The organism is bacterium (Candidatus Blackallbacteria) CG13_big_fil_rev_8_21_14_2_50_49_14 (assembly GCA_002783405.1).
GTDB lineage: Bacteria > Cyanobacteriota > Sericytochromatia > UBA7694 > UBA7694.
Map to the genome: position 1 here is coordinate 112,989 of PFGG01000055.1, position 15,871 is coordinate 128,859.

At 42.2% G+C, this 15,871-nt stretch carries 12 protein-coding genes and 1 pseudogene; 5 read left to right on the forward strand and 8 right to left on the reverse strand.

Translation table 11 applies throughout. The annotated features are described in order from the left end of the window. Positions 1 to 86 precede the first annotated feature (86 nt). Complete coding sequence (locus COW20_13510; GenBank protein PIW47218.1) at positions 87 to 1,502, forward strand: GntR family transcriptional regulator; 1,416 nt, start codon at positions 87 to 89, stop codon at positions 1,500 to 1,502. A 169-nt stretch (positions 1,503 to 1,671) separates the two neighbouring features. Here COW20_13510 and COW20_13515 read toward each other — a convergent pair whose 3' ends face one another. After that, the gene (locus COW20_13515; GenBank protein PIW47219.1) at positions 1,672 to 2,505 is read right to left on the reverse strand and encodes a hypothetical protein; all 834 of its coding nucleotides are present in this window, start codon (positions 2,503 to 2,505) and stop codon (positions 1,672 to 1,674) included. 115 nt (positions 2,506 to 2,620) lie between these two features. On the opposite strand from COW20_13515, the gene COW20_13520 reads away from it, so the two are divergent. Further along, entirely contained in the window at positions 2,621 to 3,070 is a 450-nt protein-coding gene (locus COW20_13520; GenBank protein ID PIW47220.1) for a hypothetical protein, read from the forward strand. A gap of 12 nt (positions 3,071 to 3,082) precedes the next feature. Next, a complete protein-coding gene (locus tag COW20_13525; GenBank protein PIW47221.1) occupies positions 3,083 to 6,901 on the forward strand; it encodes a hypothetical protein in 3,819 nt (1,272 codons plus the stop codon). Positions 6,902 to 6,925: 24 nt separating this feature from the next. Here the strand turns inward: COW20_13525 and COW20_13530 are convergent, their stop codons facing one another. Next, positions 6,926 to 7,537 (reverse strand): hypothetical protein, encoded by a 612-nt coding sequence (locus COW20_13530; protein PIW47222.1) that lies wholly within the window; start codon positions 7,535 to 7,537, stop codon positions 6,926 to 6,928. 267 nt (positions 7,538 to 7,804) lie between these two features. Here COW20_13530 and COW20_13535 point away from each other — a divergent pair, with 267 nt between their 5' ends. Beyond that, positions 7,805 to 10,246 carry a hypothetical protein gene (locus COW20_13535; protein ID PIW47223.1) on the forward strand — a complete coding sequence of 814 codons (2,442 nt, stop codon included), beginning with the start codon at positions 7,805 to 7,807 and terminating at the stop codon, positions 10,244 to 10,246. Between the two features lie 135 nt (positions 10,247 to 10,381). Here the strand turns inward: COW20_13535 and COW20_13540 are convergent, their stop codons facing one another. Continuing rightward, positions 10,382 to 11,107, reverse strand: a complete 726-nt coding sequence (locus tag COW20_13540; GenBank protein ID PIW47224.1) for a pseudouridylate synthase — start codon at positions 11,105 to 11,107, stop codon at positions 10,382 to 10,384. Positions 11,108 to 11,158: 51 nt separating this feature from the next. Beyond that, positions 11,159 to 11,689 (reverse strand): helicase, encoded by a 531-nt coding sequence (locus COW20_13545; protein ID PIW47225.1) that lies wholly within the window; start codon positions 11,687 to 11,689, stop codon positions 11,159 to 11,161. Positions 11,690 to 11,857: 168 nt separating this feature from the next. Between COW20_13545 and COW20_13550 the strand changes: the two genes are divergently transcribed. Continuing rightward, entirely contained in the window at positions 11,858 to 11,959 is a 102-nt protein-coding gene (locus COW20_13550; protein PIW47226.1) for a hypothetical protein, read from the forward strand. Here COW20_13550 and COW20_13555 read toward each other — a convergent pair. The 4 genes and pseudogenes from COW20_13555 to COW20_13570 all read right to left on the reverse strand — a co-directional run bounded on the left by COW20_13555 (position 11,942) and on the right by COW20_13570 (position 15,570). Further along, positions 11,942 to 12,184: pseudogene (locus COW20_13555) on the reverse strand (hypothetical protein). The gene COW20_13550 and the pseudogene COW20_13555 sit on opposite strands and share 18 nt — an antisense overlap. Before the next feature lie 198 nt (positions 12,185 to 12,382). Then, on the reverse strand, positions 12,383 to 12,997 hold the full coding sequence (locus COW20_13560) for a PEBP family protein (GenBank protein ID PIW47275.1): 615 nt from the start codon (positions 12,995 to 12,997) through the stop codon (positions 12,383 to 12,385). Positions 12,998 to 13,672: 675 nt separating this feature from the next. Further along, positions 13,673 to 14,209: a hypothetical protein gene (locus tag COW20_13565; GenBank protein PIW47227.1), complete on the reverse strand. Its 537-nt coding sequence runs from the start codon at positions 14,207 to 14,209 to the stop codon at positions 13,673 to 13,675. Next, positions 14,209 to 15,570, reverse strand: coding sequence for a hypothetical protein (locus COW20_13570; GenBank protein PIW47228.1), 1,362 nt, complete (start codon positions 15,568 to 15,570; stop codon positions 14,209 to 14,211). The genes COW20_13565 and COW20_13570 overlap by 1 nt, the downstream gene beginning before the upstream one ends. Positions 15,571 to 15,871 lie beyond the last annotated feature (301 nt).

Genomic DNA, 15,871 nt, shown 5'->3' on the forward strand with positions numbered 1-15,871 from the left:
CCCTTAGAGCATAGAGTAAACTGAAAAAGCATAACAGATACAGTTTTTTGAAATTTTGACCCTAACAGTTTAAAGCGAGAGCAAAAATGTCCTCTGAATTTCTCTATTTGCAATTGGCCCGTGAAATTCGTCAACAGATTGAAACCGGTACGCTCAAACCCGGTGAGCGCCTGCCTTCTTTACGCAACCTGAGTGAAAACCGCCAGATCAGTCTCGCCACGGTCAACCAGGCCTATCTGCATTTGGAAGCCCAAAGTTTTATCATGGCCCGCCCCCAATCAGGATTCTATGTGATGCCCCGCCCGCTGCCCAGAGCGATTCCCCACCGCCCACTGACCCCAGAAAGCCCAGCCCCTGTCGATAAAAATGCTTTTATCAGCCAGATTTTAGAGCAAAGCCGACAGCCGGGAATTTTGCCCCTGGGGGCGACCATTCTCTCGCCGGAATTATTGCCCGTCAAACAGCTCAGTCGCCTGATTGCTCAATGGGGCTCTGATCCTCGCTGCCACAGATACGCCCCCACCGAGGGCTGGATTGATCTGCGCCGCCAGATTGCCCGACGCAGTCTCGACTCAGAACGCCCGATCGGTGCTGAAGAGGTGATGGTGACCGCCGGTTGCATGGAAGCCTTGCATCTCAGCCTGCGCTCCCTGGCCCAGGCGGGGGATTTGGTGGCCGTTGAAAGCCCGACTTTTTATGGCATTCTGCAAGCGATCGAAAGCCTGGGCATGCAGGTTCTGGAATTGCCCACCGATCCTCAAACGGGTTTGGACCTTGAGGCCCTTGAAAAAGCCATGAAACACCACCCGATCAAAGTTTTGGTGACGGTTCCCAGTTTTCAGAACCCACTGGGGGCTTGTATGCCTTTGCCCAAGAAACAGGCTTTACTGGCTCTGGCCCAGCGCACAGGATTGCGCATTATCGAGGACGATATCTACGGAGAGTTTTATTACCGTGAACCGCCACCCACTTTGTTTTCACTCGATCCCACACAGCAACAGGTAATTCTCTGTTCTTCTTTTTCCAAAACCCTGGCTCCAGGTTTTCGCGTGGGCTGGGTTCTGGCTGGGCCCCAGCGTGAGCGCATTCTGCAACTTAAGCGCATGACCTCGTTGAGTACGGCCAGCCTGCCGCAATTGGTGATTGCCGACTATCTGGCCAGTGGTGCCTATGATCGCTATCTGCGCCGCTTACGCCGCCAATTGGAAAATACCCTGCAAAAGGCCTTGGCCTTGATTGGCAGAGAATTCCCAGCTCAAATTAGGCTGAGTCAGCCTACAGGCGGCTTTATTCTTTGGTTGGAATTGCCTCCCGGTGTTCAGGCCCTGAAGATTTACCGTCAGGCGCTGGCGGCTGGCATTGCAGTGGCCCCTGGCGAACTTTTCTTTAATCAAAACCAGGGCTACCAGGCCCTGCGAATTAGCTTGAACCAGCCCTGGGGGCCCACCTTGGAAAAGGGCTTGTGCAAACTGGGGGCCTTGCTAAGAGAGGCGATCTCTTGAAACGTCTCATCCTCAAAAGGATAGCCGCTCTCTTCACCGTATCTGCGCAAAGATTCCCATGAAGTTGAGAAAAACAGATTTTAAAGCCTTTACCATGACCCTGAATTGCGAGAGGCCTGGTTGCTGCGCCGCTTAAAAACCCCTGAGCATATCCCTGCCTTGGCCCTGTCTATTCCATTTGTTCTTGAAGAAAGTTAACAGTCTCAATCCAGCGATTATACGATAACTCTAACATACGCGTGTTGTGCCCTTGTTTCTCTAACTCATCAATTTGATCAGCAATCATATCACATTGATCCAAGATCGACTCAAATTGACTTTCATATTCTAAATTTTCTGTGGATGGCTCATATTCACGAATAAGTTGCAGGGTATGTTCTCGCTGATCTTCAATAATTTGCATCAGCTTTTGCATATGGTTGGCTAAAAAGTGCATTTTTTCTTGGCGTTTCGCCAATACCTGCAGAGGATATAAGCGCGCATACAGAGAGTTCATATCGAATTCTTGCTTTAAAAGCTCAAAATACGCTTCAAATTCACTAATAATACTCGATAAATTGCTAAACGCACTCATTTTAGTCAATTCAGGGGTCATTTCAACCTGAGTGTGAAGATAATAATGGACATATTTCAACAACAAAGCTTCGACTTCATCATACAACCCATCTAAACTAATACAGGATCTATTGGGATTGCGCTTTAAACGTTTACCCCGCTCCAGTTTTGCACAAATTTGTAGAGCATCTTTGTTCTCTGGAGATATTTTAAGAGCCTCTTGGCAAATAAAATAGGCATTATCATCATAACCCGTTTGCCACAGCAGATAGGCCATAGCCAAATAAGGTTCTGGCAAAGCTGGTGTTTGTGCAATCGCTCCCTTGAAAGCCAAATAGGCCTGCTGAATGCTTTCAAGATTACGAAAGTGTTCTTGACGGGCCCGTTCTAGAAAAGAAAGCCCCTCTTCCCATGAAGAAGAATGTTTTGGCAGTGATGAAGTAAGCATTAAGACATTACTTAACCCATATAGAATAAAATAGTAATTAAGATTTAATATTATAAAATTTTACCATATGTTATATTCTATTAATTAGATTTTTTCAAAGCTGAGTTTTAAAACCATGATCCCTGAAAACACAAGGGCAAGCGCTGCCGAAGCCCTCGCTCAAGATTATTTAAACCTCGCCAATGGCGCATTGAATTTAGCCCATAGTCAAGACTTTAGCGATCCTCAAGTGCTAGAAACAGCCAGTCAATGTTTGATGCGGGCTTTAGAATTAAAACCTGATTATGTGGATGCTGTTATTGCAGTGGCCTATACTGCCGCCTTATTGGGCTTAGAACAACGAGCTGACGATGCATTAAATCAGGCTCAAAACCTGGCCCCCAAAGATCCTCGTATTCAAGTTTTACGCAAAGAATTTCAACTTTACTTTAAACAAAGCCTGGCCTTGCCTCCTCAGCAAGTGACACTGAATAAAATCTTGTCTCAACGGCTGGTTCCCATTTTGACAAACAGGGAATCAGATGATTTAGAACTGGACTTTTTTCAACAATCTTATTTGTCTTAGGGGAATCATTGTATGGATATACGTGGGCAAGTCTTAACTCAAACTCAACTCAAATCTCACCCTACGCTCAAACCCAAATTGGCTGAAGCAATTGACCTCAGACAAGCAGATCAACTCCAGGATCATCAGGGGGTTCTGAGCCAGGGGCCCAAAGATATTCTGGTCAAAGTAGATGACAAAAAATTAATCCACTTACAATTCAATGTTGGAATTGATGGCATGACGCGTCAGGATTTCCTGGCTGCAGTGAGAACTGCGATAACCAATACGAATGGTTCATTGGAGCAAGTAGCCTTAAAAAAGTCCTTGGGAGACGTGTATAAAACCGTAATGGGTGCTCAACAGGAAGTCGTTGTGAACCCAGAGGATTTGGCCTCAAAAGTCCTGGCCCTGGAAGAGCGTTTTAGCCAACTCAAGACAACTCAAACCCAGCACGTAAAAACCTCATTGACAATATCTGAAACCAGAGATCACCGTGCAAGCCACTTAAAACATGCCCCTGTTAAACACAAAAACAGTCAAAAGAAACCAGATGGGGTTCCTTTGGCCGAGCAGCGGCAATACAAAATAGGCAAACTCTTTCCAGCCATGAAAGGGCATCATTTGCTCAAATCATATGGCTTGTTGATGGCGAAAAGCCAATTACCGATTGAGTCACAGGAGGGGCTTCGCCAAGCAAATTCTTCGTCTACGCAATATTTGCGAGATTTTCACCTAGAGGCCGATAAAGTCTTTACTGAGGCTTTAACTGCTGCAAAAGCCAAAGGTATTCTTCCTGATATCCAAGCCCCTCATACCAACCGAAAACCTATCAATTCCCCTATGGTTCTGGAAAAAATAGACATTCTCCTGGGGCCCCTCAAGGCCCAATTATTCAATGGTGATCCAGTTGTCCGAGAGATCGCACCCGGTCTCTGTGTTTTAGATTATACGTTGAAAACAGACCCGATTGATCCTGCCTTTATGGAAAAGACCTCCCCCTCAGAAGTCTTAGGGAAGGTGTTGGATACAATCGGCGCAACACCTTCCACCTATATTGCCCAGAAATATGCCACCAATTTAGACACTATTTGCCAGGGAATACTGCAATCAGCACAGGAAAAAACGACTATTCCCGAATTAGCTCCTACCCATAATAAACGTGAACTTTTCACTTCCACCATGACACTCGAAAACATCGCCCTTCATTTAGGAGACCAAAAAGCCAATGTCTTTGATGGCGAACCCGTCATTCATCAAATTCCACCAGGACTTTGTGCCTTGGATTATAAATTAAAAACAGATCCTCTGGGCGAGGCCTGTTTGGGGAAAACAGACCCAGCAGAGGTTTTAGCGGAGCTGGTGAAAACCCTTGGCGCGACACCGAGCATTGATGCCGCCTTGCTTGTAAAAGATGAAACCCTTAACAATCAAACCACTGTGAAAAACCTTTTAACTCGCCAAACCATGACTGAACTGGGAGAAATGGCTGAACAGGGTACCGGAATCGGGGCCATGGCGTCTGTTGCTGTGCATCTGATTCAGGGTTTAGATGGTGTGATCACAGAGGCAAATCAAGAAAATCCCCTCTTGGCTGATTCTTTAAAGCACATCGGCAATCTCATGGAGGTCATGGCAGTTTCCGCCGATCACCCGGAGCAATTTTCCAAAGCCATTAACTTTCTCATGGAAGAATTGACGCTGGTATTGGCGATTACCAAGCCCTATAGTGCTGAGCAATACACCCAAGCCATTCAAGATATTCAAGCAGAACGGTTGCCTTCTTTGGCTGGGATGGAACATGGCGTAAAACAACAGGCCATTGGCTATGCTTCAAGTGGGATGGATGCTTTGAGTACAGCGTTGGCAGCAGCACGTAAAGTCTCAGAAACCAGTATTCACCAATTTGTGGACAATAACCAACCCAACCTGAACTATTTTGAAGTACCCGAATTGCTTCATGGGGGGCAATCATCGGCTGAAGCTCAGCCGATTATCACAGCAGCCTTGAATCCGAGCACTCCCAATGCGGCGGTAAATTTGAATGCCCTAGCAGATAAAGTAAAAAGAAATATTTCTGACAGCGGCCACGATCCCACCACCCTGGTGCTGGATGTGACCATTGAAAAGAACAAAGATGAATTGAACGACCTATTAAGCCAATTCAAAACAGAATTGGAAAATGGCAAACTCAATATCATTCTCTGCAAGAGCTATCAAAAATATGGCTCTTTGGGAACTGGCAAGCTGATGGCTGGCAACATTACGGTTATTAACAATGGTGATGAGAAGTTTAGCAACTGCACCAAATTTGTACAAGACGCTTCAGAAAAATTGGGCAATCTGAGCGAATCAGCGGGAAAACTTCAACAAGAAGAAAGCCAATTGATGACCCATATTCTCAAACATGCCTCTGGCGATGAATTGCTTCTGATTCAAGATGCAGCCCAAAAAGCCAAGTTTATTGATCAGTTCTGTTTCCCAGCCGGCATAACGGATCCACAGCATGTGGATGGCTTGCCCTTTGTATTGCGAGATGGGGCAAGCCCGCAGATGAAACTATTACAGATTGACCTGCGCGACAGTTTTAGCTTTTTGAATACCTCCTATCTCGATTTTAATGGCCGAATCAATCCCGGTCATGAGTCAGAGGCTCGAATGGTAGAGCAGTTTTATGCCTTAGGGCAGGCCAGCACCCTAAATCATGCATTTAACAAAGATGATTTAACCCTTAAATTAAACAAACTCGATCTCTTATGCTTTCCCAATTATGAGCTGCATCTAGCGACGCTCTCGGAGGGTTCTATTTCAGAGACAATCAAAACAGGGGATTTGAGTCAAATCAAAACAGCCCTTGGAAACCCTGCAGACGATTCAGAATTGATGAAATTTGCAAGTTTATTTCACTCCCTACGTGGAGTTAACCAAACACCACAAGAAGTTTGTGACGCCGCGCTTACAGATTTGATGGGCAGGTCACCTTTGCAAAACAGTGAGGTTTTGAATAATATCCGTAAATTCCAACCCAGTATTGCAGCCTCATTTTTGCATCTTTTAACAGCAACGTCCCCTCAATCTTTGAATGATCCAACAGTAATCAATGCCTATCAGTCTCTGATTGCTAGCAATTTTAGTCGTGGAGGCAGTGATGCCGTCTCTCCAAGCACCCGTATAACAATTATACGTGAATGGGCCTCAGTGGCACTGCAAACACCAACAGAGCAGAGCATTGCTCTGTTGACAGCCCATACAGGAGATATTCCTCCTCATCAGCGCTTAAGCAGCTTGGAGAACATCGTCAAGAATGACTACTTCAAGACGGATCACATAACCCCGTCTCAAAAAGAGCTTATCGAAAGCGCAATAAAAGATGCGCCTATCCGTGAAGTATTGAGCTTGGTTAATAGCTTAATCACAAAACATCAAGAAATACAACAACGTTTGATTCAAGATCTGCAAAAAAAAGGACAGGATCTTGCTCTGATTTACCCGAACACCGATGAGGAAAGATTTACACAGTTAACTGCGCGTCTGAATACAGGAAACCTGGCCGAAGCGATTGATATTATCAATCATCAATTTTTGGCAGGTGACGCTCCTGTTCAGCCAGCAATGGGAATGCAGTTTAAAAATCTACGTAAATTCTTGATAGCGAGCCAATCTCTTGAAAGCCATAAAGAAAAGGCCAATGCCCTTCTCTCTGTCATTGAGGAACAAGCAGTGGACACTCATTCTCAATTCAATATCCACAGAGGGCTTTTTGAGGCCGATGTGCGAGCCCCCCAAATGCATGAGAAAGATTTGAGCGCACGTTTAGCAGGCTTACGGCAAAGCCTTAATTTGTTAACTTAAATCACTCACCGCAAGCCGAGCGATTTAAGCATTTTGCATCGTTTTAAAGATTTGACTTCTGATCGTCCTACACGCAAGAAGAGAATCAGCAAAATCTAAATAAGCTCTCTTATTCAAAATATTCTCCTCTTTTTCTTCTAACCAATCTATAGGTTGAATAAATTGATTAAAAACCAAACCGAACAAATCTTTTCCTATATCCAAGATAAGAACAACAGCTTGAGAATTCATGGGTGCAGCATTAAGATTCAACAATTCAGCAACAGAGAGCACAGGAACCAATCCTTCATGCCAATTCAACAATCCCATGGCGCAGCTTACATCTTTGATGGGCAAAAAATTGCCTTTGCTCTTTTCAAAGTGAATCATTTCATGAGCCAGATCCGCTGGAATACATATTTCTTGATCTCCAACAGAAAACAACAGCCCCAATCGCTCAATGAGCGAGAAGGTATAAGCATTTTCGCTCTCCGTTTTATTTAATAGATCATTTTCCATATCAGCGATTAAATATGAAAGTGCAATATTTACAGAGCGTGTTCCAGTTAGCTTCTGATCAAGCGCTTTCTCTTCTCGAGCAGTTTGAATCAAGGCATTAATTGAAAAAGTTTTTAATATTTTAATCCATTTTTGCATATTTTATACTTGCTTTTATGATTTAAGCCAATTTATATAATTTATTACAATTTAATTGTGACACCGAAAGAATTCTAAACAGGCATTCATTCAGTATAACAAAATCCAATGAGGCCATCAAAAAATAAAAACGACCTGTGCCAATTCAAGAAGTTAAACCGTTCAAGAGAATAAAAGCGCTCTTCTCTTTATCTCTCTATGTTCTTGCAAGGTGACGAAAAATACTTTAGAATACACACAAATATTGTGTAATCGGAATAAGTATCTTTGTCTAAAAATTTGGCAATTCATTCAACATTTGTTCAATTTATACTCAATTGTTTAGAAAAAACAAGCGTTCATTGGGTAAAAATAATATTTCTTGTCTTTCAATTGGGTTTTATCAGCGATGCCTATGCATTTGAAACCTTTTATAGAAATCAAGATTTTCAAATGACCCGCGAATCTCAGGATCTTTTTTATCGCCAGATCAAGCCTATTTTGGATATGCGCTGTGTTTCCTGCCACTCTTGTCGTGAGGCTGAATGTCGTCTCAAACTCACTTCACCTGAAGGCCTGATTCGTGGGGGGCATACCCAACAAATTCACGGCGGCGATCTTTTTTCTGTACAAAGAACCCAATTATTTCATGATGCAAAGAGTGAAGAAGCGTGGAGAGAAAAAGGATTTTATTCTGTTTTAAACACTCCTCCTCAGATCAAACTGAGCCTTCAGGGTTCTCAACCCACAGATCACTTGGGAAGAAACTCTATTCTGACTGCGGCTTTGCTCAATCGCTATACCCCTCAAGAAAAACTGAACTCAATCAATTTGATTGGAACAGAGCATCAGTATTGCGGCAAGGGCAGAGAATCGTTTGACGATGTTCCGGGCATGCCCTATAAAATGAGTCCGCTTAACCCCCTAGAATTCACCACGCTTTATAACTGGGCGCATTCTGTCGATTCATTGGCTTTGCCCTCTGCGGAAACGCTTTTGAAACTGAAAACGCCCAAGAATCCAAAACTTATCAACAGGTGGGAACAGTTTTTTAATCACCCAAGCGCAAAAGCAAGGTGGACTTCAAGATTTTTGTACGAGCATCTCTTCCTTGCCCGGTTTTATTTTGAAGAGTCTCCAGGAGAGTTTTATGAACTGGTCAGGTCAAAAACTGCGTATCCAGCGCCCATAGAAGTCACTCCCACCCTTCACGCCTACGAAGCACCCGAATTTAAAAACTTCTATTATCGCTTGCGAAAAGTTCACTCAACCATTGTAGACAAAAATCATTTCGTTTATGAAGTGAATGACTCTACGCTTCAAGAGCTGAAGGATCTGTTTTGGAATCTGGATTGGGGCTCAGAAAACAATCAGGTAAAATTCAACTTCAACAATAGCAATCCCCTGGTAGCGTTCAAACATATACCCGCCAGCAGCAGGTATCTTTGGATGCTCAAAAATGCACATCTCTTGCTGGATATTTCCGCCAGGTCTCAGAACTGCCGCTCTGAAGGGGCTGCTGCTCCCTATTGGGACAATATGCTTCACGTGTTTATTAAACCTGAAGCAGATGCAAGCGTTGTTTATGGAAAAAAGTTCTATGATGAAGCAGGGCAATATCTTCCCATTCCCAACTTAACGGGCGGAAAAATAAATCCCTTTAGCAATTTTATTCAAGAACAAAGAGAATACGCCGCAGTTAAGCAAAAATACTCTCAAAAGCTCCATCCCAAAGGACTTCGGTCTGAAGATATCTGGCTCGGTGACAAGAACCAAGATCCAAACGCGATAGTGACAGTACTTCGCCATCAATGGACGGCCTCAACGGTAAAGGGAGCAGCAGGAAAACTGCCTCGGTCTGTTATGATGTTGGATTTTGCTCTGTTTGAGAGATATTTTTATCTCTGCAATGTTGCAACAGAGGTTTCTGAAGCCATGATTAGCCAATCCAGAGTGGTAACCTATCTTTTTGATGTTAGAAAAGAAGGTGAAAATATTTTTCTGTCTTTCATCCCTAAAAAGTATCGAAACAAGATCCGAGCCTCTTTGGTAGAAGGTCTAGACCCCAATGACCAATATGTAAATGCTTTCTCTTATCCCTACAATCAAGAAAATGGTTACAGGTTTGAAAAAGCAACCTCTTATCAAGACTTTATGGCTGAATTCCTTAGACAAACCTTCAAACCAGAGGTTCTGGGCAAGAAAAGTTTTGTTTTCAAAGCTCTCGGGCCTGTACGTGAAAATGAAGTCAAAACAAAGCTTGAAAAGCTAAGTGAAGTGAGAGGGGGAATGGGCACCCAGATGCCCAATGTCTCTTACCTGAGAATTACCCAAGCAGATGGCACAAATATATATTATACGATCACAGCCAATCGTTATTATAAATCGAGGAATCAATTGGGGTTCATCGATCCCAATTATGAAAAGTCACAAAGAAGCCCAGAAAGAGATTCTCTTGAAATTTTTGAAGGAATATTTGTTAATTTCCCTGAAAAAATCTACCTAATTCAGGCCTCAGAGCTGGATACGTTTACAAAAGATTTGCAAACACTTGCAAATCGCGAACAATTTTTAGCCTTCAATCAAAAATATGGCTTGGATCAAAATGCTGAAAATTTCTGGCCCATTCTGGACGAAATAAATGCTACGCATATCCGAACAAACCCAATTCATGGCGGAATCATTGATCTTCATCGCTACGGAAGCTTGGATCAGAAATTACCACTCTAAACAAAGGGGTCGGCGAGTCTCAATCTGGTTTTCAACAACAATATCCCCAACAGATTTGACAAAGTCCCAGTCTTGGCTTACGAAATAGAAAAGGGCAACAATACGAACAGGATTTGACTTGGCAATACATCACCGTCATGGCTGACACCTGCTTCGAATGAGATCTTCCCAACCCAAAGGTTTCGCAACCGCCATAAAGTCATCGCTGGGCAGGCAAGTGATAGTGACCTGTTCATGCCTAAAGGGATGGGTAAAGCGAAGCCCAATAGAGGCCAAGAGTAGCCGAGAGCAATCAAAGTGGGCTTTGAAAATATCATTGTGAACTTTCTTGCCATACTTGGGATCACCAATAATAGGGTGTGAGATATGTTTCATATGGTAACGCAATTGATGCCTTTTTCCTGTTTGGGGTCTAAGTTCAACCAGGCTGTAGCGGCTCTTCTCATACCTGTCATTGGCAATCTCAAGCTCGCATTTTGCAAGTGTAGAAAGATCTGTAATGCCCTGTTGTATATTGGTTTTGAAGTATTTATCTTGCTGGGCTTTAACCGGGTAATCAATATGTGCCTGATCAGGCGAATAGCCTCTGACAATGGCGAGATAAGACTTCTGGATCGTATGATTTGAAAATTGCTCAGAAAGCCGTGAGGCTGCTTCAGAATCAAAGGCAAAGATAAGCAGCCCCGATGTGGGTTTGTCGAGCCTGTGCAGGGGAAACACAGGCCGGTCAATTTGAACTCTGAGTTTTTGTACTGCAAACTCGGTTTCTGAGGCATCGATCGGGGAACGATGAACCAGTAAACCTGCAGGTTTATGAATCGCGATAAAGCGTTCGTCTCGGTAAATAATGGGGAGTTCCATAGGGCTATGATACCATTGCAAGCGTGCATCAACGAGTGTGAATCCATTTAGCTACAGCCTGAGTACGATTCTTGTGTCTGGATCCCAGACATAATCCATAGGACAGATATATCCTCTCAGCCATAGTTTTTCATCCATTTTTCTTATGTAAAACCCTTTTGGGAAATCGTCATTTTGCTCTCGTAATGGCTTCGAAAATAGTGTGAGGGAGCCTTTGGGGGCTTTATTTTTTCCAGGCTCTATTACTTCTTCTTGTTGCAAATACTCAAGTCTCAGATATGGCCCCATATCCAATTCACATGGTTTTAGACCTATTTTTTCGCATTTATTAAAGATTTCTCTAAATATTGCACCCTGCGTAAAACCCAAATCACCAATCGACAATTCAATAATAGTTGTATTTTGACTTATTGGACTTGTTTTATACAAATCGCTTGAAAACAATACCTGTGCGTATTCATTTAGCAATATATTGTTACTTCTTAATTTAGAGAGAAGCTCTTCTTTATCAAGCCCGCCATAGCTTAGGGTTCTCTTTTTCACTTTTTCTTTATTTAAGATGATATCAATTTCGTTTTCCATACTATTGCTCCCACAAAAAATCGCGAGCGAAGCGAGACATCCTCATCCGCTATTGCTCAGCGTAGCAAGCTTTATACCTTTGGGGTAGTGGGCCCAAAAGGTCAGCAATGCTGTCTCCATGTGGAGTTTGAAGTTTTGCTACGTCTTTCGTGGAATGAAAACCACCGCATGAGGATTCAGGGTTTGGCTGCACGGAGTATCCTTACCCGCAGCGGGGTCAGTCGGGTGGTAGAAAGGCTTGAAAAGGCCGGGCTGGTTTTCGTCTGGTGAATAGGTCGGTAAAAACAAAAGTTGCAACCTGGGGTGACGCTCAAGAAAGCGTTCAACAGCTTTTGTTTTATGAACGCTGTAATTGTCCAAGATCATGAAAATGTTCTGTCCTTCAAAACGATGTACCACCCTGGCGTAAGAACAACAAAAATTCTGATGTCCGCTTGCGTTTAAATACGCGATAGACAAAGCTTGCTCGGTACGAGTCAATAGCACCAAAGGCATATACACGCTGGTTTTTACCCGAAGTTGGAATCTGACTCATCTGCATAAAGCAAGACATCTTCAGGCTGAAGAGAAGCTTTGACGGATTCAATCAAGGCCAATTTCTCTGCTTTTTGAGGGCATCTTGCATGAAATAGCGAAGCGTTGACACTCTTAGCTCCAGATAGCAGGTGATTCTTGCTAAGGGGACAGATAATTTTAAAGGGGTTTCTCTACACGTAAACGGCATAATACCGTATTGTCTGTTTCCAGGTCAGACCCCCAGATAAATTGAGCCCGAGAGTCCCAACTGATTTGATCATAACCGTCTTTGGGGCCAACTTGCGCTTTGCTATAAATATGGGCGGCCTCCCATTGGCTATCGTCGAAATCCGGGTCAGCCCAACCACTGGGTTCTGCCTGTGAGTTAAAGGTACAAGGGGCCTTCCCTGCCACTGGCTGGGAGACTTTTTCACAACTTTTATCCAAGGGAGCTTGGTGAATGACCAGACATTTCCAATTTGCATTGCTGACAGCCACTTTCTGACCTGTTGTCATGTCTGTAAATTGGGCAATGGCCCCGCCATCTCCCATTTGTTGATTGGGCTGGCCAATATATTCTAAGCCCGTATCGTTGGCTTTATAGTCTTTGAGCACCAGAGCCAAGACAAAGGGGTAATCACTTTTAAAACTGAAAGTTTCAGCGTTAAAAGAGCGCTCAGTGGTAATCGGCACCGAATCTTCCAGCAAGGGCTTCCCATTGAGGTAAAGAGAAAACCAATTATCTACCCAAACTTCGCCTCTGATGCTCAGGCTTCCAGATGTCTGGGCCACCTGTGCTGGGGAAACCCCTTGGGTGTTCTGGGCCGGGCTTGAAGGAGCCTGAGGCTGGCAACCCTGTAAGCCCGCCAGGCATAAAAATCCAGTCAAGAGTGTTTTTGAGCTGAGATTCATATTTTTACTCGCTTTCTTTGCTTGAGATCCTATTTTAATCTTTCAGATTAAGCGGCAAATAGCGTGAAATTTGAAGTTCCAAAGAAGAGGGCGTACTCTGTAAAGTGACAAAACCTTTGGAGAACGCCCAATGGAAATTATACCCGAATTTTTGAATCAGTTTGCCGGAAATTTCACACGTCCCACTTTCAAGTATTTTGTACGCTTGATGAAAGGACTTTTAGAAGTGCCTGGGCCAAAAGCCATAACTGAGCTGAATCGTGAGAAGCCAACCGTTTTGAAAGATGCGATTGCATGATTTATGCTACAACTATGTTGACAAACACCGGTTTAGAGATAAAGTTAATTTTCATAATATTCAGAAATAATTTCAAAATTTTCACAGCCCGAACTAGATTTCAGGTAACAAGTTGGCTTTCCGACAAGTTTACTGGGTTTGAGGCTTCTCTCCCAGCATGAATGAAGGGAAACCCGCTTTGTGAGAGTCATCGGTATTTATGCCACAACGCCTTTTATTCACTCTAAAAATTATTACTTTAAAAAACATTCTTAAATTTAAGCGTTAGATTTAATATGTTTAATCCAATCTTGAGTTCTATTCTCAGAAATAATTTTTTCTGTATGCTTGATAAAATCTAGTAACCACTCCCAAATGCTATTTTTATATTGGATAATTTCTCCATCATCATTGTAAAGATAAACAATTTCACTATCTGAGTTTGTCAAAATAAAATTTGGGTTATCACCTCCATATCTAGCAGAAATGACAAAATAATCTGATGGCATTTGAGGTATTTCTTCAGGACAATTTTCTTCTAGACATTCTTTGGTTATTTCTTGTATGTTATGCCTTATATTTTCGTTTGCTTCGATTAATCTATCATAATAAAAAGCAAATTCATATTTATCAATTAAAATTCCTGCATTATGACCAATTAATTTGAGGAAATTTCGATAGTTTTCATTAAAAAATCCATAAGTATTTTCCAAATCTGTTATTTCATCTTCAGTACAACCTTTTAAATCTGTTTCACTGCTGCATATTCCACTTTCTAATAATCTATTCTTTAGTTTCTCTTCAAAATGATTCATTAATTTTGTCCTTTCCCTTGAATAATTGTTAGCTTAATTCCTGGTCTTAACTCATTAAATGCCGGTATTGCAAGATTTCCACAGGAAAAACATGATTTTCTATCAACTAGAATTGTAAGTTCGCCCTTACTATCTGCTGATGTTTGCTTAAGTAACTGCTCTAAAATATTAATTTCACCATCAGCTTTTCTTGCAGTCCCATTCACATAATCCCAGGGTAGAACTCTATTTTCAGAAGTTCCGGGAGCAAATCCAGTTATGTTTTTTTCACCTGAAACACCCTTTAAATTAATAGGCTTCCCATCAATAGTCCCTTGAGCTACTGAAACAGATTTAAAACCATTTTTTATATTATCTCTATAATTACGTTTTACTCCATCTAATTTGGCATTTTCAACAGCCTCAGCACGAACAGTTTGTAGTATTTTTTCTTGTTGGTGATTTAAACCAAGTCTGAATTCAGGTAAAACTTTTTTTACACCAAAAGGTCTTCTTAATGTTTCGTACAATGAAGTAAAGGTTTCTTTTAAGGATGTTAACGCTTTACTTCCCTGTCGTTTGACAGCACTTTTTATACTTGATAAATAACGTAATGCAGCTTGAGGACTAACCTGTTTTAGTTTTGATACAATTTGAGCACTTTTAGCTGAAGTGTATGCAAGAAAACTATCTATGCCGACCAATGCTACTGCATCAGCAAGCTTTTTTCCTGCTTGCTTCAAATCTCCATGAGGATCCGATATTATATCCGCTGCTTCTAGAACATTTTTCGCAACAGTATATGAACTCGTGCCCACCCCAATTCCTAATGCTGTAACGGCAATTCCATCAGCAACTAAAGGAGCTCCAAACATATGAGCTGCAGTGTACGCAGAAGCTAAAACAGCCATACTTGTTATGACTTCCGGTGTCAACAAAGCTCGAACATGTTCTTTCGTAGCCTCTGGAAGGTTATCTATCAAATGTTTTTGTAGCACTTCTTTCGTTCTAGAAAAAAGCTCTTCATCACTCATTGAGATACGTTCTTGAGGAGATATTTTTGTAGCATTAGCATTATTGATAGTTACAGATTTTTGATGAATTTCACGAAGACGGATTCTGGATACCCCTTGAAATTGAATTTCACCATTTATAGGATTAAAATTGCTTTGCAATAGCTTTTTAACATTTTGCTCACTGGTTAAACCAGCAATAAATTGACTTTCAGATACAGTGATTTTTCCATCTTTATTGGCCTCTTTTAGCAGTTGTTCAACTTCATTTTGAGTAATACTACCACCAGGCGTTTTTTCCGCATTGGTAGCAAGCTCTTTTGCTTTTTTAAGTAATTGAGGGCTAATATTATTAACTTTAAAATCCATAGTTGAACTCCTTTCTTAATAAATTATGTATTATCAGTCGCCAAGACGATATTCTTCTTTTAAACCACTTGCGCCAGTCAAGTGGGTGCATATGTTGCAAGGCAAGCAGGGCCTTGAATCAGGCTCTTTTTCATGCGCTAAAATTTGAGTCATACTGACCTTTTTCGCCTCACTGTGTTATTCTCAAGGCGCAAAGGCGTATCATAATTGGGTTTTACCCTGATTGTCCTTGCAACACCGCAGATATCTTGCGACCGAAGGGAGACAAGATGATCTGCTCTTGTTGGCCAAATTTGAGTAC